Raw genomic sequence first — 24488 nt, forward strand, 5'->3', positions numbered from 1 at the left:
CTAAGGTTTTTTAAAGAGCTTATAAATTTGATTTCCTTGATAAAGGCTTGTCTCTTCATCGCCAAAACCTGCTTTTTTGAATAATTTATAAGAAGCTATATTCTCTGTTTTGATATAGGCAATAATAGTAGCTTCTGGGTTTTGATGATGATAATCTAGTGTTGCTTTGCCAAGCATTTCTAAACCTAATGATTTTCCTCTAAAATGTTCATCAATAGAAATGCCTATAATTACTTCATCTCCACTTTTATCAATTCTTACTTGTCCGGCTGGGCTATTGGTCTCTCTATCAAAAAACATGTAAAAATAGCAATTAACAGCTTTTAATTTAGCTTTAAACCATTGCACATGATTTTCATATTGAATAGCCTCCTGATTAAAGGAGTTTTTGCGTACCACTTCATCATTTGCCCACTGGTAATATAAATCGCAATCTTCATCTTGTGCAAATCTAAATATCAGCTTAGAAGCAGCTAAATCTTTAAAGATGTTTAATATCCTTTGCGGAGATCTTCCATCTATCAAAGTTCTTTGTTTAACCATTTGTTGGTTTAAAACATCGGGTTGATTACAAACTTGCGTGATTTGCTTGACAAAATCCTCATCCTCTATTTCTAAGAAATTACCAATATCAAAAAGTACCTGTTTTTCAGATAATCCTCTTAAATTATCCTTTTGATTATCGGCAGTTATACCAGAAATAATAGGTATTCCTACAGCGCAAGCCTCTATTAAAATGCCGCTGGCAGCACAAATGGCTAAATCGCATTGGCTTAATAAATTTTGTAGCTCATCAGCAGAAATATTTACATGAATTTTAAATTGTACATCATCTTGCTGTGCAATAAATTCATGAATACTCTTTAAATGAGGATTTATGGCTCCCAGCATCAAATGCACTTCTTTTAAATAGGGTACTTGAAGTAGAGTTTTAGCTACTTTTAAACTGGTATTATGTTCATCCGCAGCACCCATGCTAATAAATACTTTCTCTACCTTTTGTATGCTTCTACATGCTTGTAGTTTAAAAAAGGGCTCGCGTAAAAGTGCGTAGTTTAAACCTAAGTTTAGTTGGGTATTATTTTCTTTTTGGTAATCCTGATATTTTACTGCTAAAGATTGATTGATAACCACATCTGCCACTTGTTTGAAGGCAATCAAATCATCAATAAATACTAGTTTTAGCTGTTGTTTTTTTATTTCTTGTTGATAAGCTAAATCAAAATGATAACCATCTAAAACTAAAATATCTTCCTTTTTTAACAAATAAGATAGAAAAGATAGTTCTTCTGCAATTGTTTGTTTTTCAGAAATAGTTTCACAAGCAAAAGCGTTTTCTTGGATAAGACGAATAACTTTTTCTTCTGTTTTGCGGAGGATAAAGCAAATCTCAAAATCTTGTTTAAGCATATTTGCTAAGGCTAGGCAGCGTGTTATATGCCCCATGCCTAAGCTTAAACCACCATCACATCTTATGAAAACTTTATACCTCAAATTAAACTTTCTTTTGTTCTATATGCTCATTAATGGCTGCCAACTGTGGGTTTTTCAAAAGAATTTCTTCTATTTCTGTATAAGCCAGCTCGGCAGCGTTATGGTTCTCTATTAATTGTTTAATCAGCTCAAAATCAGGTTCTGTATCAACGGTTAGTCTTAAATGACTATGGTCTGAGCTTTGTACAACATCATGAAAATTAGTTTTTCCTTGTATATTTTTTCTGATGTATGGAGTAACGTGTTCTAAATCTGAGGCTTCTGTAGCGTTTTCAAAAGCATCTTTTAAGCTCTGATAGCTAAAAATTTCAAAATCAAATCCTCTGGCAAAAGTTCTAGCTATAACATTACTCATGTATAGGTTTGGATTATCTAATTTGATGTATTTATTTACGCTATTTCGTATCAAATGAGGGTCTATTAAAGGGCAATCAGAAGTTACTCTTACTATAATATCGTATTTAAATTGTTTAGCCGTATGGTAAAATCTACTTAAAACATCATCCTCGCTTCCTCTATAGTAATTTAGATGATATTCTTTAGCAAAATCAACTAAGGGATCATCTGTATGGTTTGTAGTTGTAGCAATAGCAATAGAAAAACCTGTTTGTTGTAAACGCTCTATATGATAAGCCAATAAACTTTTCCCATTTACCAGTTTAAGCACTTTACCAGGTAGGCGAGTGCTGGTCATACGAGCTTGCGTAATGATACCTATATTGAACGCGTTCTTATCCAAAATTATTTAACGAATTTTAAAATAGTTTCAATAATATATTGCTGTTCATCATCAGTTAAAGATTGATACATAGGAATACTCAGGCAAGCTTCATAATATTTTTCTGCTAAAGGAAAATCCCCTTTTTTGTAACCTTGTTTTTGGTAATAAGGCATTAAATGAACAGGCACATAATGCACTTGCGCATAAATATGGTTCTCCTTTAAATAATTATATAATCCTAACCTATCTTTTATTTGTATCACGTATAGATGATAAGCGTTTCCGGGATGATTGATAGGCTTAATAATAGCTGTATTTTCAAAAGCTGCATCATATTGTTTAGCCAATACTCTTCTTCTTTCTAAATTAGCAGCAGCTCTTTCTAGCTGCGAGCTTCCTAAAGCAGCCTGAAAATCTGTAATTCTGTAATTGTAGCCAAGTTCTTGCATCTCATAATACCAACCACCTTGCGCAACTTCTGAGGCTTCATTTTGAAATTGGGTAGCATTTTTGGTGATACCATGCGTTCTTAAAAGTAATAAGTTCTCGTATAAAGCTGGGTTATTGGTAGTAATCATTCCACCTTCACCAGTGGCAATATGTTTAACCGGATGAAAAGAAAAGATACTCAAATCGGCAAAATTGCCGTTTCCACAATTTTGTTGTTGTTTATGGCTATCTATAAAATAACCACCTGGTGCATGGCAAGCATCTTCAATAATCCATAAACCAAACTCATCTGCAAGTTTTCTAAAAGCTTCTAAATCTACCGCATTGCCGGCAAAATCTACAGGAACTATACCGCTAAAAAATCCTTTTGGTTTGCTTTCTATTAAGGCTCTAACTTTTGTTATGTCTAATAGAAAAGTTTTAGGATCTATATCAGCAAAGAAAACCTCTCCGCCACAATATTTAATACAGTTAGCAGATGCTGCAAAAGTTATAGGCGAAGTAATGACGTTACTTTTTTCATTTACATTTAAAGCTAAAGCACATAAATGTAAAGCTGCTGTACCATTAGAAACAGCTACAGCATATTTAGCGCCTACATAATCTGCAAATTTTTGTTCAAAAGTGGCAATATGTGGCCCTTGAGTTAAAAAATCAGATTTTAAGACTTCTACAACAGCTTGTATATCTTCATCTGTTATGGTTTGCCTACCGTATGGAATTGCTTTCATATTAAACCGTAAAATCTGGATATAAATGTTCTTTAATTAAGGCTCTTATTTCTTCTGCGCTTACCCATTCGGTATTTTCTCCAGAGTTATATTGAAAGCCTTGTTTTACCAATTTGGCATTAAAGTGTTTGATATAATCATCCAAATTAAAATTTGGTGCTTGCGGCAAAATAGCGTAATACTTGCCTAAATCATAAGTGGTAAAAGAATCAGAAGAGGTAATCATTTCTTCATGAACTTTTTCTCCTGGGCGTATACCAACAATTTCTTGTTTACAATTTGGGCCAACGGCATTAGCTACATCGGTAATTTTATACGAGGGAATTTTAGGGACAAATATTTCGCCACCCCAAGCGGTTTCCATAGCATGTAAAACCATATCAACACCTCCCTGTAAAGAGATATTAAAACGCGTCATGTTAGGGTCTGTAATAGGTAAAACACCCTCGTTTCTTTTCTTCATGAAGAACGGAATAACAGAGCCATTAGAACCCATTACATTACCGTAGCGTACAACAGAAAATTTAATTTGTCTTTTCCCTTTGATATTATTTGCCGCTACAAAAAGTTTATCAGAAGCTAATTTTGTGGCGCCATATAAGTTAATAGGAGCACAAGCTTTATCGGTAGAAAGTGCAACAACATTGGTAACACCCATAGCTAAACAGGCATCAATAACATTTTGAGCACCATGTATATTGGTTTTTACACATTCATCAGGGTTATATTCTGCTATAGGCACATGTTTCATGGCTGCTGCATGTATCACATAATCTATATCTTGCATAGCTCTTTCTAAGCGTTTATAATCTCTCACATCGCCTATAAAGTATCTAATGCCATCGTATTTAGATTTAGGAAACTCCTGAGCCATTTCAAATTGCTTTTGCTCATCTCTAGAATAAATTACCAGTCTTTTAACCTGTGGAAATTTCTCTAAAATATTCTTGGTAAGATGCTTGCCTAAAGAGCCTGTACCGCCTGTAATTAAAATAGATTTACCATTTAAATCTAACATATTTTCTGTTTTAAGTATTTTAATCTTGTTGTTTAGGTTGTTGGTATTGATGTATAAAGCTATCAATATCTAAAAAAAGTATCTGGTTGTTTTTCAACCAATTTAAATCTTTATCCCACCACTTGAAAGAGCGTAAAAATGCAATTTTATTATCATCAAAACGGTATTTAATAGTTTTTGCAGGTACGCCACCCACTACACTATAAGGTTCTACATCTTTACTTACCACAGCACCGGCAGCTATAATGGCTCCGTCTCCAATGGTAATACCAGATTTAATAATTGCATTTGCACCTATCCAAACATCATGGCCAATAATGGTTTCTTCGTACTCCTTAAATAAATCTTTTTTTACTAGGGTTAAACCCGATGCTTGTCCTCTGGTAGAGTAAAACAAAGGATGGCTAGACACATAACCTGATGATGGATGAGCACCTAAGCCAATCTTTACATTTGGCCCTATACAACAAAATTTCCCAACTTGAGCGTGATGAACTTGCGCCTCACGAGCAACATAAGTATAATCTCCGAGGCTAGTATTTCTTAATCTTGCGTATTTATATAAAGTGTTATAATTACCAAAAGAGCAATTTTTTACTTCCACCATATATTCTATAGTGAGGTGCTTTTTCCAGAATTTTATCTCTAAGAGGCATTTGGTAAAAAACCATCTTAGCCAAAGTGTTAAAGGGTTGCTTAATAAAGTCTCCATACTTAAATTTTAACCCTTTCAAAAGCATCAATAAAAGAGACTTCACTAGCATTATATATTTTACAGCCGCTATAATCAGCATAAGCTTTTACTCGCTTATAACCAGCAAAAACTTTGGCCCAAGCTGTGAAAATCTCGTTCATATCAAAAGTTTCTTTCAGGTGTAAACCTTTATAAAATGGTTTAGCCACTACCTTTTCTTGATTTTCGTAAAAATGGATTTGCTTCACACAAAGTATGTTATTCTCATCTACAAAAATATCTTGATGCCATGTATGGTCGGCTCCCAAAATATAAACTTCTTTAAATCTTAAATTTATACATAAAAAGCAACAAGCCACTAAAACATTTTGACATTGCGGCATTGCCCAATTATTTTTAAACAGCCAATTACCAATATTTTGGAAGCCTTTATAAATAGTATAATTATAAAATTGAATGTTTACCTCAGGATTTTGGTTTTTTAATGCACTTAAATAAGATGATTTTCTTGCACTCCGCGGAATAAATAAAGTAAGCCTCCAGTTAGTTTTGCTTTTTATAGCTTCAAAAATATCTTTGGTTAAAGTACTATCAGATAACCAAAGACCGGGGTCATGCATAACATAATAGCTAGGCTTTAGTTGCTCATATTCTGCTGTTAGTGCAAAGCTATTAACGCAAACAAGTGTGTTTTGTCTAATAAAATCGGCATGCTTGGTTAATGATTGTTTTAAAGAAGGGCCATTTCCTAAAATAATACACTTATTGATATTTGCATGAGGTATTTTTCCAGAACCTGATTTCAATAAAATCTTTAAAAGCGAAAAAAAAAGGTTTATACAGTTAGAAAAAAACCAACTTATCTTATTATATAAATTTTCTAACCTTTGCATGAAGCACAAATTTAAAAATATTTAATTAGCTTTCGCAGCTAATAAAAAAGCCAGTAAAATTGCTTATGCAAAAAGAAAAGCCTCTTTTGTCTGTTGTTACCATTGTTTATAACGATGCAAAACATATAAAAAGAACCATGCTTTCTGTTTTAAATCAAACATATAAGCATATACAGTATATTATTATTGACGGTGCTTCTAAAGACGGAACGGTAGATATCATTAAAAAATATCAAGATAACTTGTTTTATTTTAGTTCTGAACCAGATAAAGGTATTTACGATGCCATGAATAAAGGTTTGGCTGTTGCCACTGGAGATTATGTTCTTTTTATGAACTCTGGCGACGAGATATATGCTTTAGATACTGTAGAAAAAGTTTTCGCTTGCGCTGATGGTGCTGATATCTATTACGGAGAAACACTGCGTATTAATGAAAAACTAGAAAGTTTAGGTCCAAGAAAACATCTTACACCAGAGCAGTTCTCATGGAAAAGTTTTAAGTATGGGATGAATGTTGGGCATCAAGCTATTTATGTGAAGAGAGCATTAGCACAACCTTATGATTTAAAATATCGCTTAAGCGGAGATATAGATTGGATTTTAAAAATTGCTAAGAGAGCCAAATATATTGTTAACACCCAAATGTATGTGGCTAAGTTTTTAGAAGGAGGCGCCTCTAAGCAAAGGCAAAGAGAGAGTCTAAAAGAACGTTATCTTATTCTTCAAAAATATTACGGTTTTTGGCCTAATATTTTTAATCACTTCATCATTACGCTAAAAGCGATATTGAAAAAACAGTAAAAAAACGTCTAGAAACAACAATCCCGATGTGGTTAGCATCGGGACTTTAGGTTTTTACTGGTTGGTTTAAGCTTTCAACTTTTGTATTCTCTCTTTATAAAATGCAAAAGCTAGGATTAAAGATAATAGTATTGAACCAATTAACGAAATTTTTTCTCCAAAATAATAAGACTCTGGTTCAAATTTCCACTCTAAAGTATGATTTCCGCCAGGTAATTTGGCTGCTCTTAGTAAATAATTGGCTCTTATATATGGTTTTTCTTCGCCGTCTATATATAATTTCCATCCTTTAGGATACCAAATCTCTGAAAACACTGCTAAAGCACTTTTACCAATAGAATATTCGTATTTCAGATGGTCTGGATGATAGCTTGTTAAATTAATTTTGCCGTTAAAGCTTGTACCTAAATTTTTATCATCTAGTTGCGCTTTAAACTCATCATGAATGATAGCTTCTTTCTTAGGGTCAAAAGAGCTAATAGCAATCATTTCTTCATCGTTGTTTTTAACAAACTGTACTTTATCTACAAACCAAGCATTACCACAGGCAGTGCTATTAACCTGCATAGAGGTGTTTTGTCCATCTTTGCCAGGGGTAATAAAATACTTGGTATTCAGCATGTCTAAAACATCCTGATTCATACTTGCAGTAAATTGTTTTTCTATAACTTCTTGGAATCTTTTAAGCTTTGCTGCATGATATCCTCCAACTGTTTTATGGAAATAAGTGGCGTTAGCACTAGAAAAAGTTGGGATAGTTAAATCTAAAACTCTGTAATTTGGGTCTGGGTCACGTAATATAAACTCGTCAACCTCTCTGGTTTTAAATTGTTGGTCTATAACAGCTTTAGCAACAAAGTTTTCGTTGTTTAAATAACGTTTATCTACAGACCATAAATCAGTAACAATTAATACGCCTAAAGCTAAAGTTCCTAAAGTAGCATTTATTTTTTTGCTAATAATGGCCCATAAAATACCTGCACCTACGGCAATAAAAATTAGGGTTCTTAAAGCATCAGCTTTAAATAAGCTAATTCTGTCTTCTACTAAAGCTTGTGCTATGCTATTAGCAAAAGACATATCACCAGTTACTTGGTTAAGTTGGTTTATAAAGTCTTGATGGTTATCTGCTTTAAAGCTGAATAATAAAGTTGGTATAGCTAGTAGAACAACAACAATCCCACCTATAATATAACTTGTTTTCTTTAATGCGTTTAAGATAGCTTTTTGGTCTTTATCGGTTTTTAAAATCTCGGCGAAAGCCAAAATAGCTAAAATTGGAATACATAAAGAGGCAATAACTAGGGTAGATTCTACCGCTCTAAACTTGTTGTATAGCGGGAAATAATCGAAAAATAAGTCAGAAATAAGACTGAAATTTTTTCCGAATGACAAGAACAGGCTTAATAAAGTAGCACCTAATAGCCACCATTTTAAACGGCTTTTTACAATAAATAATCCTAAAACAAATAAGAAAAATACAAAAGCACCAAAATACCACGGCCCGGAAGTAAACGGTTTTGGTCCCCAATAGCTTGGTAATTGTCTTGCAAAGTCTAATGATTGATTGATATCTATCCCTTTTGAAGTGAGGTTTTTTACTACTTCAGATTTTTCATCTAGTAAGGATGCCGAGCCACCACCATAAGCATTAGGAATTAAAAAAGTGATAGACTCTCCAACTCCTTGACTCCATTGGTAAGCGTATTCTTTATCTAAACCCGTATTAGTTGGTGCAGCTGCACTGCTCAAATTAGATTTTCCTCTGATAGATAATTGGCCATACTCATAGGTAGTCCATAACATGCTGGCATTTATAATAACAGCAATAAGTACAGCACCTGTTAAGTAACCTATAGATTTAAAGAAATCTTTAGTAAGCTTTTGTTTGTAAGCATGGTAAAACTCTATTCCTACCAAAATTAATAAAGCTAAGAATAGATAATAAGTCATTTGGATGTGGTTAACCCTAATTTCTAAAGCTAAAAATAAGGCAGTTAACGCAGCACCAAGAAGATATTTGCCTCTTAATGTTAATAATATCCCGGCTAAAACAGGCCCAAAAAAACCTATGGCTAGCGCTTTATTGCCATGCCCAGCTTCTAAGATGATGAAGTTATAAGAAGAAAAAGTGAATGCTAAGGCACCTATGGCAGATAAATAAACGTTTAAATTTTTTTGCTTTTCGTTATAAAGACCTAGTAAAACATTAAAAAGGAGATAGCTGCCTAGCATATATAATAGTGCCATATCTACCGGATTAGGGAATAAAGCCCTGTAACCTGTCATGATATAAGTGGTGATGTTTTTAGGATAGGTTGCCCAAATTTGGTATGAAGGCATTCCTCCAAACATACTATTTGTCCATAATGGTGCTTTACCATCTATTTCTTTATACTTCATGATTTCCATTTGCATAGCTTTTGCCTGCGAAACGTCATTTTGTACCAGAACTTTTCCTTGGAAAGCAGGTGCGAAATAGATAAAACATAAAACTACGAATACACCTATGACAGCCAAGTGTATACCATTCTTCTTAAACCAATTCATTTTAATTTATAAGTGTTGAACATCAAAAATAGAAAAATACAAGATATATCAGCTATGTGAGTATGTAAAATAAAAAAGACCTACTCAAAAAGCAGAAGAGGTCTTGGTTTAAAGAGTTAATGAATAATAAAAACCTGATGATAAAATTTAAGTAAGCTTTAAGAGTTAAGTGAATTCAAATAAAATTTACCTACCCGTTTGGGGTAGGTAAGGTAAATGGTTAAGCCTGTATTTTTGCGACAAAGATTACTTGTTTTTTAAGCGAAATAAACCCCTGTATTTCTAAAGATGTTTTCTGGATATGTCAGGTTTATTTTCTCATAAATATTAAAATGAAATGAGTAATAAAGCCAGCACTATGAAAGAAAACTATCAAACCTTTAAATATTCGTAACTAAAATCAAACAACAATAATTATGAAAAAATCAACTATCCTATTTATGCTGTTTATAAGTACAGCATTAGTATTTACTTCTTGTAAAAAAGATGAAGAGCAATCTGAAAAAGAAAGAGTGACAGTATTATTGACAAGTGGAAAATGGTATTATCAATCGTTTAACACTTCAAGATGTTTTAATGAGGATTCTTATTGGGAGTTTAAATCTGATGGTTCTGTTATTGATACTTGGAATTTTGAAGGAAGCAGTAGATTTTTAGGAAGCAGTAGAAATTTAACTTATACAGTAAGCGAAGATGGAAAAAGCATCACCTTAATAAGTACAGCTGCCAATAGTAGTACTAACACGTATAATTTAACAATTACTAGTATTAATGCCTCTGAACTTAAGTTTAGTATTAATTACAGTTCTGGCACATCTGATAACGTAGTTTTAGCTAAAACTGCCTTGGATTGTGTCCCATTTTAAACTTAAAAATTTAACCACAAAGGAGTGCATAAAGCAAAGTCCTAAATATTTGCACCCTTTGTGGTTAAAATTAAGATTACTTTACCTCTTCATAATCCACAAAATCGCCAGCATTGTCTAGCTTGGGTTCTTTCTTTTGTGGAGGAATATAATCTACCGTGATTTTTCCTTCTGGTTTTGTATGAGTTTGTTGTTGATACTGATATGCACCACCTTGTTGTTGCTGCATTTTTTCTTGCATTTTATGTATCGCTTTTTTGAATAAAAAAGGCAAGAAAATACGAGCTAATACTCTTAAAATATAAAGTACACAAATGGTTATAATAATAAATTTCAATAGTCCGCCCATGATTGCAAATATAGTTTTTTATGTTTTATAAGACCTTTTTATACAGGAAATGTTACTTTCCAAATTTCTCTTCCATCATTTTTTCTAAAGCAAACATTTCATCTCTAAGCTTTGCAGCCAATAAGAAATCCATATCTTTTGCAGCGGCAAGCATGTCTTTTTTAGTGTTTTCTAACGACTTTTTAAGCTGGGCTTTAGTCATGTATTGTACTATTGGGTCGGCAGCAAGGGTAACTTCTGCATTGTCTACATAAGTTTGCTGTACGCCACCTTTAAAATCTACTACAGAGGTTTGCTCTATAATAGCTTCTTTAGATTTGCCAACGGTTTTAGGAACAATACCATGTTCTTCGTTATATTTAATTTGTTTTTCTCTTCTTCGTTCGGTTTCTTCTATGGTAATCCGCATAGAATCGGTAATCTTATCGGCATACATAATAACCCGCCCTCTATCATTACGGGCAGCCCTACCAATAGTTTGTATTAAAGAACGCTCAGATCGTAAGAAACCTTCTTTATCGGCATCTAAAATAGCTACTAAAGAAACCTCGGGTAAATCTAAACCTTCTCTTAAAAGGTTAATCCCTATGAGTACATCAAACTCACCCAAACGGAGGCCACGTAAAATTTCTACCCGTTCTAAAGTTTTTACTTCAGAATGTATATACCGAACTTTAATATTTAACCTATCCATATATTTTGCAAGCTCTTCGGCCATCCTTTTCGTGAGGGTAGTTACCAAAACACGGTCGCCCTGTTTAATGGTTTTATCTATTTCATCCAACAAATCATCCACTTGGTTAATCACTGGTCTAACCTCAATAAGGGGGTCTAGTAAACCTGTTGGCCTAATCACTTGCTCTATCACCACCCCTTCGGTTTTCTCTAGCTCATAATCTCCGGGTGTAGCGCTTACATAAATGGTTTGTGGTGCTAGGTTCTCAAACTCATTAAAATTTAAAGGTCTGTTATCTAATGCGGCAGGCAATCTAAAACCATATTCTACCAAGGATAATTTTCTTGAGCGGTCGCCACCATACATGGCTCTTATCTGCGGTACGGTAACATGGCTTTCATCAATCACCATTAAATAGTCATCAGGGAAATAATCTAACAGACAGAATGGCCTCATCCCAGGTGTTCTACCATCAAAATAACGCGAGTAATTTTCTATTCCAGAGCAGTAGCCCAATTCCCGCATCATCTCCATATCGTAATTAGTGCGCTCTTCTAAACGTTTGGCTTCTAAAAATCTGCCTTCGCTCTCAAATTGCTTTTTCCTACTTTCCATATCCTCCCCAATTTGATGGAGCACACTGGTAAATCTATCTCTAGGCGTAACAAATAAATTTGCAGGGAAAACCGCTACTTGGTCCATTTTTTCTAGGGTTTTACCCGATGCTGGGTCTATAGCCGATATTTCTTCAATATCATCTCCAAAAAAGGAAATACGATAGGCCATATCCAGATAAGCCGGATAAATATCAACTGTATCGCCTTTAACCCTAAAAGTACCACGCTTAAATTCTACGGTAGTTCTGGAGTATAAAATCTCTACCAAACGATGCAGAAAAGCATTTCTGCTGATGCGAGTGCCAACTCCAAACCTAAAAACAGAGTTTGAAAAATCCTCGGGGTTACCCATACCATAAATGCAAGAAATAGAAGATACCACAATAACATCTCTTCTGCCAGACATTAAAGCCGATGTTGTTCTCAAACGTAGTTTTTCTATCTCCTCATTTATCTGTAAGTCTTTTTCTATGTAGGTGTTTGTTGTTGGTAAAAATGCTTCTGGTTGGTAATAGTCGTAATAAGAAACAAAATAGTTAACTGCATTATCAGGAAAGAATTGCTTAAACTCTCCGTAAAGCTGTGCAGCTAAAGTTTTATTATGACTTAATATTAAGGTTGGTTTTTGTGTTTGCTCTATTACATTGGCAATGGTAAAAGTTTTACCAGAACCAGTTACCCCAAGCAGCGTCTGATAATTTTCTCCACTTTTAACGCCCTCAACAAGTTGTTTAATGGCTGTTGGCTGGTCGCCGGTAGGTTTGTAATAAGATTCTATTTTAAATTTCATGTTTAACAAATATAAATGATTTCAACAGGCTTTAACCAAACAAAAAGGGATTTACCTTTTAAAAGATAAACCCCTTTGTTGAACCTTAAAATGAACATTCGAAGATGCTCATTTCAAATACGTTAGAGGCTAGCATTTAGTGTTATTATAAGCTATAATTAATGCTTTTTTACTTTTGAATGATGGAATGATTTTTATGTTAAACAATACTTTAATTGAGGGGTTGTTTAAATGTTTAAAATATTTACAATGCAAAAATTAAAGGATAAAGTAGCCCTCATAACAGGTGGTAGTAAAGGAATAGGTTTCGGTATTGCAGAAGCTTTACTTAAACAAGGTATAAAAGTAGCTATTACCAGTAGAAGTTTGGCTAGTGCAGAGGCAGCCGCCCAAAAACTTGGTCATGATGTATTGGCTTTAGAAGCTGATGTTAAAGACTTTTCATCTCAACAAGAAGTCATCAATAAAATTATAGCCAAATGGGGAAAATTAGATTTTTTGATTGCTAATGCAGGCGTTGGCCATTTTGCTAGTATTGAAGATTTATCCGCATCTGAATGGAATGATACTATAGATACCAATTTAACTGGGGTATTTTACAGCATTAAAGCAGCTTTACCAGAGTTAAAGAAAACTACAGGTTATATTTTTACGATTGCCAGTTTAGCAGGGACAAATTTCTTTGCTGGTGGCGCAGCCTATAATGCTAGTAAGTTTGGTTTGGTAGGATTTACACAAGCTATTATGCTAGATTTAAGGCAGTATGGCATTAAAGTAACTACCATTATGCCAGGCTCTGTTTCTACTCATTTTAACGAACATGAGCCCGATGCTGAAAAAGATGCTTGGAAAATACAACCCGAAGACATGGGTCAAATGGTGGTAGATTTATTAAATATGCACCCTAGAGTATTGCCTAGTAAAGTAGAAGTAAGACCAACCAAAACAGCTAATGGTTAGAGTTTTTCCCGTAACGCTCTTCAAAAGGTAAAGCTATTTATGGTTAATACAGTCTGTCTTCAGCTTTACACCTTCTTCGTACCATGTTCGAGACTTGTTCGAGAAATACACCCATTTTTCTGAAGCTGTATCGGAGAAGGTTCGGAGAAGCCTCGAAGGAAGTATGGATAAAACGTGGATAAAAGGTGGGGTATAGGTGGACTAAACGTGGACTTGAGTTAATAAATTTTCTTAATTGAATGGTAGATTTTGTAGAGGTTAACAAATATAAATAAAATACTCAATAGTAACTGCTAGAGTATTAAATAGCTGATAAATTCATCATCTTCTGATTTTAATAAGAAATCTCAATTTTATCTCTATTTTTAGCCATGCAACTGCTCATCTATACACCCAATTTAAATAGCAGGAAACAATATATTTTTGATTTCTTGTTTAGCCAGGTGTTGGGTATTAACCACCAAGTTATGGATGATGCATCTACGTTTTCTAATTATCAAGGGCCTAAAATAAGTTATGCCCCCAAGGCTTTAGCTAATGAAATCCATTTTAAGTCTTATGGTCTTTTAGATGAGTTAGCGATAAAATATCAAAACTTAGAAAGTATAAATGATGATGGTTATCAGGTATTTTTTCCTGTACAATCATCAGCTATGCCTTTTGATGTTTTTGCGGCTTCTTTTTATTTATTAAGCAGATACGAGGAGTATACCAATAAAGGGCGAGACCAGCACAGGCGTTTTCCTGCAAAATATAGCATCGCAAAAGCAAATTCATTTTTGTATAAACCTGTGGTAGATATTTGGGCTTATCGCATCAAAGACATTTTACAAAAGCATTTTCCTGATTTAGCTTTTCAAAAACGCCAGTTTAGATTTATCCCCACTTTAGATATAGACAGACCTTATTATTTTGAGACAGAGAAGTTTACTAGGAGGATTTTAAAACAGTTTAAATCTCTTTTAAAAGGAAAATTAAAAGATCCTTATGATGTTTACAAGCAAGTAGCTAAATGGGATAAATACTATCTAACCCAAACCCAATATTTTATTTTGATGGGGAATAAACATCAGTTTGATGTAGCGCCAAGTAGCAAGCATCCAAAGTTTAGAAAACTTTTAAGCAAGTTGGCAAATGGGTATGAGTTAGGTATTCATCCATCTTACGAAAGTCATATCCACCAAGAAGAAGTTTTAAAAGAAAAACAAGCTTTAGAAGATATTATCCAACATCCTGTAAAGAAAAGCAGGCAACATTATTTGAAATTTAATTTGCCAGAAACTTTTGAAAACCTTTTAGAAGCTGGTATAAAAGAAGATTATTCTATGGCTTACGCCGATGATATAGGTTTTAGGGCAGGAACTTGTACACCTTTTTATTGGTATAATTTAAAAACCGAGTGTAGCACCAGTTTAAAAGTTTTTCCTACTGCGGTGATGGATCAAACTTTAAGAAGTTACCTAGGTTTAAAACCTCAGGAGGCTACAGAGGTTTTAAATAAGCTCATTCAGGAAGTGAAAAATGTAAATGGCACTTTCATAAGCCTTTGGCATAACGAGTCTTTAAGCAACTTTGGCGTTTGGAAAGCCTGGAAACCGGTTTATCAACAGTTACTAGAAGAAGCCAGCAGCATAAATAAATGATAAATGAAAGGTGTAAAAATTGTAAATTTATAGCATGTTCATACTCAGTCAGCAAAACACCATAGCCAACCATTTTTTAGCAGAACTAAGAAATGTAGATGTACAAACGGATAGTATGCGTTTCAGAAGAAATATGGAACGTTTAGGGGAGATTTTTGCTTACGAAATCAGTAAAACGCTCACTTACGAAGAGTTTGAAGTACAAACACCTTTGGGCTTAGCTAATATCAATTTAACTAAAAGTCAGCCTGTTTTAGCAACCATTTTAAGAGCTGGCTTACCTTTACACCAAGGTTTACTGAACTATTTTGATAAAGCCGATTCTGCTTTTATTGCTGCTTACAGGAAAACACAAAAAAATGGTAGTTTCACTATTAAAATGGAGTATTTCTCTACTCCAGATTTAGAAGGAAGAACTTTAATTATTGCTGATCCTATGTTGGCAACTGGCCAAAGCATGGTGCTTTGTTGCAAAGAATTGATGGCAAATTATAAAATTAAAGATTTACATATCGTATCGGCCATTGCCAGTCAGGTTGGTGTAGCACATGTAAAAGCTCATTTACCAAAGGCTAAACTTTGGTTAGGAGATATAGATGAAGAGATGACTAGCAAAGCTTACATTGTACCCGGTTTGGGTGATGCCGGAGATTTAGCTTTCGGAGAAAAAGTGTAATGGGTTATCAGTTGCCGGTTGCCGGTTGACAGTTTCCAGTTCCTGAATTTTGGCGAAGCTTTTTTATTACGTAAAATAATTTTTTGAAGAGATAATGAATTATACCGATTTAGAAGTTTGGAAAGAAGCAAGATATTTAGTAAAATTAATATATGAAATGACGAGATTATTTCCAGATTCTGAAAAGTTCGGACTTATTTCACAAATTCAAAGAGCGGCAATATCCATTCCGTCTAATATTGCAGAAGGGTGCGGCAGAGAAACTCAAAAGGATTCAATTAGGTTTTTTTATATCGCCCGAGGATCTTTATATGAGCTCGAAACGCAGCTATACTTAGTTTATGATCTTGGCTTTATTAATCAAGAAAGCTTAGAGAAAAAGCTAGAGACATTACAAAAATCGAGGAAATTGTTAAGTGGATTTATAAAATATTTCGCATCACTCATCCCAAAATCAAAAAACTAGTAACTCACAACCGACAACTGATAACCAGCAACTGATAACTGAACATGCAATACCAACATATTTTCTTCGATTTAGATCATACCCTTTGGGATTTTGATAAAAATGCAGAAGAAACCATTTATGAATTATACCATCATCATCAATTAAAAGTACTGGGCCTACATTCTCCAGATATTTTTATCGAAACTTATACGGCTAATAATCATCAATTATGGGCTAAATATCATTTAGGAGAGATTTCTAAGCAAGAACTCAGAGAAACACGTTTTAGAAAAACCTTTATTGATTTAGGTATTGATGAAACTAAAGTACCCATTTCTTTCGAGGATGATTATGTACGTATTTGTCCTACCAAAACCAATTTGTTCCCTCATACGCATGAAGTTTTAACCTATCTGCATGAGAAATATCATTTACATCTGATATCTAACGGTTTTAAAGAATCTACCGAGTATAAAGTAGAAAACACCAATTTAAAGCCTTATTTTAAAAATGTTATCATCTCAGAAGTAGTTGGAATTAACAAACCAGATAAGGCTATTTTTCAACATGCTTTAAACTTAGCTGGGGCATCAATAACACAAAGCATCATGATTGGTGATAGCATAGAAGCTGATATAAGAGGAGCAAAAAATATAGGTATGGATACTATTTATTTTAATCCAAATAACCTTGCTATACCAGAAGATGTTGATATGCATATCAATCATTTATCTGAACTAAAAACTTTATTATGAGTGTAAGAGCAGACTTTAAATCATTAAATAAACTGTTGGATTATTATTTGGCATACTTGAAAACTATTCGTGAGGATGATTTTTTTGCAAAGCCACAGGCAAATGTTTGGTCTGTTTCAGAAGTTTATTCTCATGTCATTTGGGTAAACAAAACAGCAGCTATTGCGGCAGAAAATTGTTTAAACAGAACTGCTCATATTAAAACCAATAAACCCGATTGGCGAGTAAGACTTATTTTATTTTTTGGGGTGTTTCCACCCGGTAAAATCAAAGCTCCGGAAGCTGTTGCAGCTAAAGTAAAGCGCATTAGTTTAGAGGATGCTGCAAATCAAATCATTAGTCTTAAAAGGAAGTTACCTGCTTTAGAAGCTGATTTTAAAAATTTTGATACTCATTATAAAATTAAACACCCAAGATTAGGTTATTTAGACGCTAAAAATTGGCTGCGTTTTATGGTAGTACATACTAAACATCATGTTAAGCAATTGTAGATTAAAAATTGCTGTTTCGTACAAAGGTTTCTTTAATGATTAAGAATAGCTCCTAAATATCCGATTTAGGGTCTCATTACTTTCTATTCTCTAATTTTAACTTAAAATCCCTCCCTCTTTAATTCTCCCTCCCGAGGGAGATACTGGTGGCATACCTGTCAAGTGTATTATAAACAGAAATTTTATTAAAATAAAAATTCTCACCCATTTGCAAAGTATCCCGCTCCCGAGGGGGTGTAAGAGGAGGTTCTTTATACTCTGTACTTTATACTTTCTACTCTGTACTTTCTACTCAGAAAACTAAACTTAATCACTACTTAACTTGTTGTTAATCTTAGTGTTGTTACTTTGAAAAAACAACGAATGTTATGATACATATCTATGATGGTTTCTTAATCGCTATAGCACTTTTAGCAGTCATTATCTTTTATTTCAGTCCTTTTGAGTTACGCATAGAGGAAGAAGAAGATTAAAAATTCCTTAGATATGCCAAAAAGAGATATAGACATTCTGGTAATTTCTGACATTCATTTAGGAACCTATGGCTGTCACGCCAAAGAATTGTTGAAGTATCTGAAAAGTGTAAATCCAAAAATTTTAATCCTTAACGGTGATATTATTGATATTTGGCAGTTCAGCAAATCTTATTTTCCAGAGGCGCATACCAAAGTCATCAGAAAAATTCTAAAGTTTGTAACAGATGGTACGCCGGTGTATTACCTTACCGGTAATCACGATGAAATGCTACGTAAGTTTACCGATTTTAACATGGGTGGTCTTCAACTTCTAAATAAATTGGTTTTGGATGTTGATGGTTCAAAAGCATGGTTTTTTCATGGCGATATTTTTGATGTAACCATGCAACATTCTAAATGGTTAGCAAAATTAGGTGCTGTAGGTTATGATACACTTATCCTTATTAACAGTTTTGTGAATTGGTGTTTAGTAAAAATGGGTAGAAAAAAGTACAGTTTCTCTCAAAAGATAAAAGCTAGCGTAAAAGAAGCAGTAAAATTTATCAACCAGTTTGAAGAAACAGCCGCCGATTTAGCCATCGAGAAAAACTATCAATATGTAGTTTGCGGGCATATACATCATGCAGAAATACGTAATATCCAAAACGAAAAAGGGCAAGTAACCTATCTAAATTCTGGTGATTGGGTAGAAAGTCTAACATCCTTAGAATACTATAACGGCAGTTGGAGCATTTATAAGTACGATGTAGCAAATTATACAGAAAAAGAAGAAGACGAATTTGAAGACACTCAATCAAAAATGGATGTTAAAGAATTATTTAAAAAATTCACACAAAGTGTAGCTTAAATTTTATTTTTATCATCGATGAAATTCACTCCATACGCCATACTCAGTACCCATTACGTAAGATTTACTACTCAATACCCACTACTCAATACGCTATACTATCTATGAAAATCCTCTACGCCATACAAGGAACAGGAAACGGCCATATCAGTAGGGCAAAAGAAATTGTGCCTTTACTGCAACAATATGGAGAATTAGATATTCTTGTAAGCGGTACACAGGCAGATATTACTTTACAGCAAGAAGTTAAATATAAGTTTCATGGTTTTAGTTTTGTATTTGGAAAAAAAGGTGGGGTAGACCATTGGAAATCTTACAAGGTGATGAACTTACGCAGGTTTTGGAAAGATATGCGAAGCATTCCCTTAAACAATTACGATTTAATTATCAACGATTTTGAGCCACTTACCGCTTGGGCTTGTAAATTACAGGGTAAACGTAGTATTTCATTAAGTCATCAAGCTGCTTTTATTTCAGATAAAACTCCTCGCCCATTAAAAAAAGGATTGTATGCCGAGTGGATTTTGAAATATTATGCGCCAACAACAGATCATATAGGTTTTCATTTCCAAGCTTATGATGATTTTATTTATACCCCAGTTATCAGAAGCGAAATTAGAGCATTAAATCCCAAGAACTTTGGTCATTACACTGTTTATCTTCCTGCTATAGACGATAAAATTCTGGTAAAATATCTTCATCTTTTCCCTAAAGTAAGGTGGCATGTATTTAGTAAACATCAAAAAACACCTTATCAATATGGTAATGTTTGGGTAAAGCCAATTACTAATGATGAGTACAACAAAAGTTTAGAGAATTGTGAGGGCCTATTAACAGGAGGTGGTTTTGAGGGCCCAGCAGAAGCTTTATACTTAGGTAAAAAAGTTTTACTAGTACCCATGAAATACCAATTTGAGCAAGAGTGTAATGCAGAAGCAGCCCGTTTGATGGGGGTGCCTGTTGTTCATGATATCAATAAGAAATTCGTATCCTACCTAGATACATGGATAAAAGAAGACTTTAAAATTAATGTTGATTTTCCCGATCAAACTGCCGCTATCATAGAAAAGGTAGTTAATACTTACAAACAGTAAAGTTATAGGGCTAAATAATTATATTTGCCATAATGATAGGGCAATTTAGAAGCTTAAATTTACTTAACCTGTTCATCTTATTTTTTCTGGTTTTTATACTCAGGATTGGTTTATATGTTCAATTACCAGAAAACATCAATACAGGTTTTTCTGAAGTAGGAAATCGTTTATTACTATTCTATCCTGATAATTTATTTAATCCTTTTACCAACGTAACACTTGCTGCCATTGTAGTTTTTATTCAAGCTCTATTATTCAATAGAATTGTAAATAATTTCAATATTATTGGTAAAGCAACATTTTTGCCTGCTTTGGTATATATTGTTTCTTCAAGTGTATTTACGCCATTCTTGTTCTTATCACCACCGCTTATTTGTAATTTCTTTCTGTTATTTATTGTCTATCGCATTTTAGCTCCATCAAAAGAAACTGATTTTATAGCTCCTATGTTTGATTTAGGTCTTATTACCGCCGTAGCCACCATTTTTTACTTTCCCTTTGTAGGGATGGTTTTGATACTTTGGTTAGCCTTACTCATTTTTAGGCCTTTTAATTGGCGAGAGTGGATAGCCGTTATATTGGGTTTTTGCACCATCATATTTTGTCTCGGAGTTTACTATTTCTGGAATGATAAATTAGCAGCATTTTATGCCATTTGGCGACCTTTAACCGGTGCTTTTCCTATTTTTGTTAAAATTCAGCTGCAAGATTATATCGTATTATTACCTATTACCATTGGTTTGTTGCTGGGTTTTTATCATCTCAGAGAAAATTTTTTCAAAAGTTTTGTGCAGGTTCGTAAAACATTTCAACTGCTGTTTTTTATTTTTATCATAGCTGCCTTTACTTTCTACTTAAAACCAGATTACCGTATCAATCATTTTCATCTAGCTGTAATACCAGTTTCTGCATTGTTAGCTTATTACTTTTTGCAAGCCAATAAAAAGTGGTTTTACGAGCCTCTTTTCTTGTGTATCATTGGTTTTATAGTTTATTTCCAATTTGTGTAACAGCGCTTTAACTTTTTTTAACAGATAGTCGGCCAAATAAAATCAAAATTTAGTTAGTTTTGCTAACGAGTATATTCAATAAAAATTTTTAAAATCTGCAGGCTGTTTTAGCCTGATAATCAAAAGAAAAATGAAAGTTGGCGTAGTAGTTTTCCCGGGTTCAAACTGTGATCAGGATTTAATTTATGTTTTCGATAAAATTCTTGGACAAGAAGTAGTTCCTTTATGGCATAAAGACCACGATTTACAAAATGTAGATTTTATAGCCTTACCTGGAGGTTTCTCTTTTGGTGATTACTTACGCTCTGGTGCGATTGCTCGTTTTTCTCCTATTATGCAAGAAGTTATTGCTTTTGCAAATAAAGGCGGTTATGTGATGGGTATTTGTAACGGCTTTCAAATTTTAACAGAAGCAGGTTTATTACCAGGCGGTTTATTACATAATACCAACAGAAAGTTCATTTGCAAAAATGTTTACCTAAAAGCACAAACACAAAACTCTTTGGTAACATCGGCAATAGCTCCAAATCAGGTTTTAAACATTCCTATAGCACATGGTGAGGGTAATTTTTACGCTCATGCTGATGAATTGAAAAAGCTAAATGATAATGACCAAGTGTTGTTTAGATATTGCGATGCCGCAGGAAATATCACTGAGGAAGCTAATCCTAATGGTTCTATAGAGAATATTGCAGGTGTTTGTAATGCTGGAAGAAACGTTTTTGGGATGATGCCGCATCCAGAAAGAGCTGCAGATGCTATTCTAGGCAATCAGGACGGTTTGCCTTTATTTGAATCTATCTTAAAAATGGTGAATGCTTAATGGCTAACCTAGTCATAGATACTGGTAATACATTTACAAAAATTGCAGTTTTTGAAGATGATAAATTAGTATTTATAACAAAAGTATCGGAGCTTAAAGAAGAAGATTTAAACACGATAGTTCAAAAATATGCTATCAAACAGCTTATTTACGCTTCAGTAAAACAAGATTTTGCTTTTAACGTAGATGTTCCTGTTTTAAAATTTAGTCATCAAACTAAAATTCCTATTCACAATCTATACCTAACGCCAGAAACATTAGGTTTAGATAGGCTAGCAGCAGTGATAGGAGCCAATCATTTATTTAATAGTGCAGATGTTTTGGTGATAGATGCAGGCACTTGCATCACTTATGACTTTATCAATAAACAAAAAGAATATAAAGGAGGAAGCATCTCCCCAGGTTTACAAATGCGGTTTAAAGCTATGCATGAGTTTACCGGAAAGTTGCCATTGGTGGTATTAGATGAAAATAATACTGCTTTTTATGGAGCTTCAACGAGTGAAGCTTTACAAAGTGGTGTTGTAAACGGATTGATTTTTGAAGTTACAGGATACATCAATCATTATTTAAATCAATATCCTGAAACTAAAATTATACTATGTGGCGGTGATGCATCGTTTTTTGATACTAGATTGAAAAATAGCATCTTTGCCCACCAAATACTTACAGAACCTCATTTGGTTCTTATAGGTTTAAATAAGGTTGTTAACTATCAGCATGATTAAAACTCAAAAATATTTATTAATCGTTACCTTAATGGTAGCTTTTACCTTTACAGCTCTTGCGCAATCCACCATAAACTCTCCGTATTCACAATACGGATTAGGTAATTTAACAGGTACTTATTTACCTCAAAATAAAGGAATGGGTAATTTATCGGCAGCGGTAAGTTACTTCGGTGGCTACAGTAATATCAACCTTAATAATCCAGCTTCTTATTCTAAAATAAGGCTAACTACTTTTGATATTGGTGTAGGTTCTAACATCCAAACCTTAAAAAAAGGTTCAGATTCAGAAAATAGTTTCAATGCCATGCTGAAGCATTTAACCATAGCAGTTCCGGTTAATAAAAAGTCTGCCGTAAGTTTTGGGTTAATTCCTTATAGCAATTTTGGATACAGCTATACTACACCAGGTACTGTTTCAGATATTAATGTTGATTATTTTTATAAAGGTGAAGGAGGCTTATCAAAAGCTTATTTAGGTTACGGTTTTGGTTTAGGAAAAAACTTAAACTTGGGTTTTAACATGTCTTATTTGTTTGGAAGCCTAAAAGAAGCTCGTTCAACAGAATATCAAGATGTTGCATCCTTTTATAACTCAAGAACAGAAAATAGAAACGGTATTGGAGGCTTAACCTTTGATTTAGGTCTACAATATATAGCGGCTTTATCTTCTAAAACATCTTTAACCATTGGTTATAATACATCATTAAAGTCATCATTAAATACCAATAATACCAATAGTACTTTTACTTATATTACTAATATTTCTACAGGAGATGAGTTTAAAATAGATACTATTTCTTCGGTTTTAGACCGTGAAGGGAAAATAAATCTACCTGCTTCGCATACAGTAGGTATCTCTTTAATGAAAGAAAATAAATGGCTTATTGGTGCAGATTTTAGAATGTCTAATTGGTCAGACCATCGTATCAATGGGAATAATCCAAATCTCAATAATACATGGGGGGTGTCTGTTGGAGGTGTCATCGTACCAAATATAAATGCGGTTACCAATTATCTTAAACTTATGGATTATCGTTTTGGGGTTAATTACGATAAATCTTATGTAAAGATTAACAATACCGAAATAGATGTTAAAAGCATTAATCTTGGCCTAGGTTTACCATTAGTGTCTAATAGGTCTGCATTTTACAAGATAAATGTTTCTACCGAGATTGGAACTCGCGGCACCATTGACAATAACCTGATAAAAGAGAATTTTTATAATATCAACTTAGGTTTCACCATCAATGACAGATGGTTTCAGAAATATAAATACGATTAAAAATGCTAAGCAGAATTTCTTTTTTTCTGTTTGTTGGTGTCTTTGGTTTTTTTTTAACCGCTTGCGATAGCGATTTAAACTCGGCCAAATCCATTGATTTGGATGAAAACGTTCAGGTTGAAACCACCAAAGGAGCTGAAATTATTTATAGCGATTCTGCAAAAGTAAAAGCCAAACTAAAAGCACCTATTTTACTACACTTTAAAGCATCCAAACCCTATTACGAAATGCCTAAAGGCATCAATGTAGTTTTTTATGATGAAAATCTAAATCCTACGAGTACTGTTACTTCTGATTATGCTATTAGAAGAGAACATGAAAAAACGGTAGAATTACGTAAAAATGTTGTGGCTACAAATATAAAAGGCGAAACTTTTAAATCAGAAGAGCTTATTTGGGATGAGAATACGAAAAAGTTTTATTCTAATCAGGTAGTAAGTATCAATACAGGGCAAGCAACCATCTCTGGCACTAGTTTTTGGGCTTTAGAAGACTTTAGTTATTATGAAATTAAACAAGGTAGCGGTCCAATACAATTTAATGCAGATTTAGATAGCACAGCCACTGCAACACCTTAAATGATACCGAAATAGCTTAATA

General features: G+C 33.7%; 23 protein-coding genes and 1 pseudogene. 15 read left to right on the top strand and 9 right to left on the bottom strand.

What is annotated here, in order from left to right; translation table 11 throughout:
- The 6 genes and pseudogenes from pseG to GJJ64_RS15590 all read right to left on the bottom strand — a co-directional run bounded on the left by pseG (position 1) and on the right by GJJ64_RS15590 (position 5914).
- Positions 1-1494 carry a UDP-2,4-diacetamido-2,4,6-trideoxy-beta-L-altropyranose hydrolase gene (gene pseG, locus GJJ64_RS15565; RefSeq protein ID WP_154288679.1) on the bottom strand — a complete coding sequence of 498 codons (1494 nt, stop codon included), beginning with the start codon at positions 1492-1494 and terminating at the stop codon, positions 1-3.
- Between the two features lies 1 nt (position 1495).
- On the bottom strand, positions 1496-2233 hold the full coding sequence (locus GJJ64_RS15570; protein WP_229655564.1) for a glycosyltransferase family protein: 738 nt from the start codon (positions 2231-2233) through the stop codon (positions 1496-1498).
- A 2-nt stretch (positions 2234-2235) separates the two neighbouring features.
- Entirely contained in the window at positions 2236-3396 is a 1161-nt protein-coding gene (gene pseC, locus GJJ64_RS15575; RefSeq protein ID WP_154288680.1) for a UDP-4-amino-4,6-dideoxy-N-acetyl-beta-L-altrosamine transaminase, read from the bottom strand.
- 1 nt (position 3397) lies between these two features.
- The gene (gene pseB, locus GJJ64_RS15580) at positions 3398-4414 is read right to left on the bottom strand and encodes a UDP-N-acetylglucosamine 4,6-dehydratase (inverting) (protein WP_154288681.1); all 1017 of its coding nucleotides are present in this window, start codon (positions 4412-4414) and stop codon (positions 3398-3400) included.
- Positions 4415-4433: 19 nt separating this feature from the next.
- Positions 4434-4736 (bottom strand): annotated as a pseudogene (locus tag GJJ64_RS17115) (CatB-related O-acetyltransferase); the annotation flags it as partial.
- A gap of 392 nt (positions 4737-5128) precedes the next feature.
- Positions 5129-5914 carry a 6-hydroxymethylpterin diphosphokinase MptE-like protein gene (locus GJJ64_RS15590; protein WP_195759303.1) on the bottom strand — a complete coding sequence of 262 codons (786 nt, stop codon included), beginning with the start codon at positions 5912-5914 and terminating at the stop codon, positions 5129-5131.
- Positions 5915-6066: 152 nt separating this feature from the next.
- Between GJJ64_RS15590 and GJJ64_RS15595 the strand changes: the two genes are divergently transcribed.
- The gene (locus GJJ64_RS15595) at positions 6067-6804 is read left to right on the top strand and encodes a glycosyltransferase family 2 protein (RefSeq protein ID WP_154288683.1); all 738 of its coding nucleotides are present in this window, start codon (positions 6067-6069) and stop codon (positions 6802-6804) included.
- A gap of 66 nt (positions 6805-6870) precedes the next feature.
- Here GJJ64_RS15595 and GJJ64_RS15600 read toward each other — a convergent pair whose 3' ends face one another.
- Positions 6871-9354 carry a hypothetical protein gene (locus GJJ64_RS15600; RefSeq protein WP_154288684.1) on the bottom strand — a complete coding sequence of 828 codons (2484 nt, stop codon included), beginning with the start codon at positions 9352-9354 and terminating at the stop codon, positions 6871-6873.
- A 416-nt stretch (positions 9355-9770) separates the two neighbouring features.
- Here GJJ64_RS15600 and GJJ64_RS15605 point away from each other — a divergent pair, with 416 nt between their 5' ends.
- On the top strand, positions 9771-10220 hold the full coding sequence (locus tag GJJ64_RS15605) for a hypothetical protein (RefSeq protein ID WP_154288685.1): 450 nt from the start codon (positions 9771-9773) through the stop codon (positions 10218-10220).
- A gap of 76 nt (positions 10221-10296) precedes the next feature.
- Here the strand turns inward: GJJ64_RS15605 and GJJ64_RS15610 are convergent, their stop codons facing one another.
- Positions 10297-10569, bottom strand: a complete 273-nt coding sequence (locus GJJ64_RS15610) for a DUF4834 family protein (RefSeq protein ID WP_154288686.1) — start codon at positions 10567-10569, stop codon at positions 10297-10299.
- A 52-nt stretch (positions 10570-10621) separates the two neighbouring features.
- Positions 10622-12652 (bottom strand): excinuclease ABC subunit UvrB, encoded by a 2031-nt coding sequence (gene uvrB, locus GJJ64_RS15615; protein ID WP_154288687.1) that lies wholly within the window; start codon positions 12650-12652, stop codon positions 10622-10624.
- Between the two features lie 249 nt (positions 12653-12901).
- Between uvrB and GJJ64_RS15620 the strand changes: the two genes are divergently transcribed.
- The 13 genes from GJJ64_RS15620 (at position 12902) to lptC (ending at position 24466) form a co-directional block, all read left to right on the top strand.
- Positions 12902-13612 carry an SDR family oxidoreductase gene (locus GJJ64_RS15620; RefSeq protein ID WP_154288688.1) on the top strand — a complete coding sequence of 237 codons (711 nt, stop codon included), beginning with the start codon at positions 12902-12904 and terminating at the stop codon, positions 13610-13612.
- A 371-nt stretch (positions 13613-13983) separates the two neighbouring features.
- The gene (locus GJJ64_RS15625) at positions 13984-15255 is read left to right on the top strand and encodes a polysaccharide deacetylase family protein (RefSeq protein ID WP_154288689.1); all 1272 of its coding nucleotides are present in this window, start codon (positions 13984-13986) and stop codon (positions 15253-15255) included.
- Between the two features lie 34 nt (positions 15256-15289).
- The gene (gene upp, locus GJJ64_RS15630) at positions 15290-15931 is read left to right on the top strand and encodes a uracil phosphoribosyltransferase (protein ID WP_154288690.1); all 642 of its coding nucleotides are present in this window, start codon (positions 15290-15292) and stop codon (positions 15929-15931) included.
- Positions 15932-16025: 94 nt separating this feature from the next.
- Positions 16026-16397 carry a four helix bundle protein gene (locus GJJ64_RS15635; RefSeq protein ID WP_154288691.1) on the top strand — a complete coding sequence of 124 codons (372 nt, stop codon included), beginning with the start codon at positions 16026-16028 and terminating at the stop codon, positions 16395-16397.
- Positions 16398-16441: 44 nt separating this feature from the next.
- Positions 16442-17134, top strand: a complete 693-nt coding sequence (locus GJJ64_RS15640; RefSeq protein ID WP_154288692.1) for a YjjG family noncanonical pyrimidine nucleotidase — start codon at positions 16442-16444, stop codon at positions 17132-17134.
- Positions 17131-17625 (top strand): DinB family protein, encoded by a 495-nt coding sequence (locus GJJ64_RS15645; protein ID WP_154288693.1) that lies wholly within the window; start codon positions 17131-17133, stop codon positions 17623-17625. Before GJJ64_RS15640 ends, GJJ64_RS15645 begins: the two co-directional genes overlap by 4 nt.
- A gap of 486 nt (positions 17626-18111) precedes the next feature.
- Positions 18112-18948, top strand: coding sequence for a UDP-2,3-diacylglucosamine diphosphatase (locus GJJ64_RS15650; RefSeq protein ID WP_154288694.1), 837 nt, complete (start codon positions 18112-18114; stop codon positions 18946-18948).
- 104 nt (positions 18949-19052) lie between these two features.
- Positions 19053-20042 carry a glycosyltransferase family protein gene (locus GJJ64_RS15655; protein WP_154288695.1) on the top strand — a complete coding sequence of 330 codons (990 nt, stop codon included), beginning with the start codon at positions 19053-19055 and terminating at the stop codon, positions 20040-20042.
- 32 nt (positions 20043-20074) lie between these two features.
- Entirely contained in the window at positions 20075-21052 is a 978-nt protein-coding gene (locus tag GJJ64_RS15660; RefSeq protein WP_154288696.1) for a DUF6427 family protein, read from the top strand.
- A gap of 130 nt (positions 21053-21182) precedes the next feature.
- Positions 21183-21875, top strand: coding sequence for a phosphoribosylformylglycinamidine synthase subunit PurQ (purQ, locus tag GJJ64_RS15665; protein ID WP_039448863.1), 693 nt, complete (start codon positions 21183-21185; stop codon positions 21873-21875).
- Positions 21875-22603: a type III pantothenate kinase gene (locus tag GJJ64_RS15670; protein WP_154288697.1), complete on the top strand. Its 729-nt coding sequence runs from the start codon at positions 21875-21877 to the stop codon at positions 22601-22603. Before purQ ends, GJJ64_RS15670 begins: the two co-directional genes overlap by 1 nt.
- Entirely contained in the window at positions 22596-23888 is a 1293-nt protein-coding gene (locus GJJ64_RS15675; RefSeq protein WP_154288698.1) for a hypothetical protein, read from the top strand. Before GJJ64_RS15670 ends, GJJ64_RS15675 begins: the two co-directional genes overlap by 8 nt.
- 2 nt (positions 23889-23890) lie before the next feature.
- Complete coding sequence (lptC, locus tag GJJ64_RS15680) at positions 23891-24466, top strand: LPS export ABC transporter periplasmic protein LptC (RefSeq protein WP_154288699.1); 576 nt, start codon at positions 23891-23893, stop codon at positions 24464-24466.
- The last annotated feature ends 22 nt before the right edge of the window (positions 24467-24488 follow it).

The sequence above is a fragment of the Pedobacter puniceum genome, assembly GCF_009674685.1.
Taxonomy (GTDB): Bacteria; Bacteroidota; Bacteroidia; order Sphingobacteriales; family Sphingobacteriaceae; genus Pseudopedobacter; species Pseudopedobacter puniceum.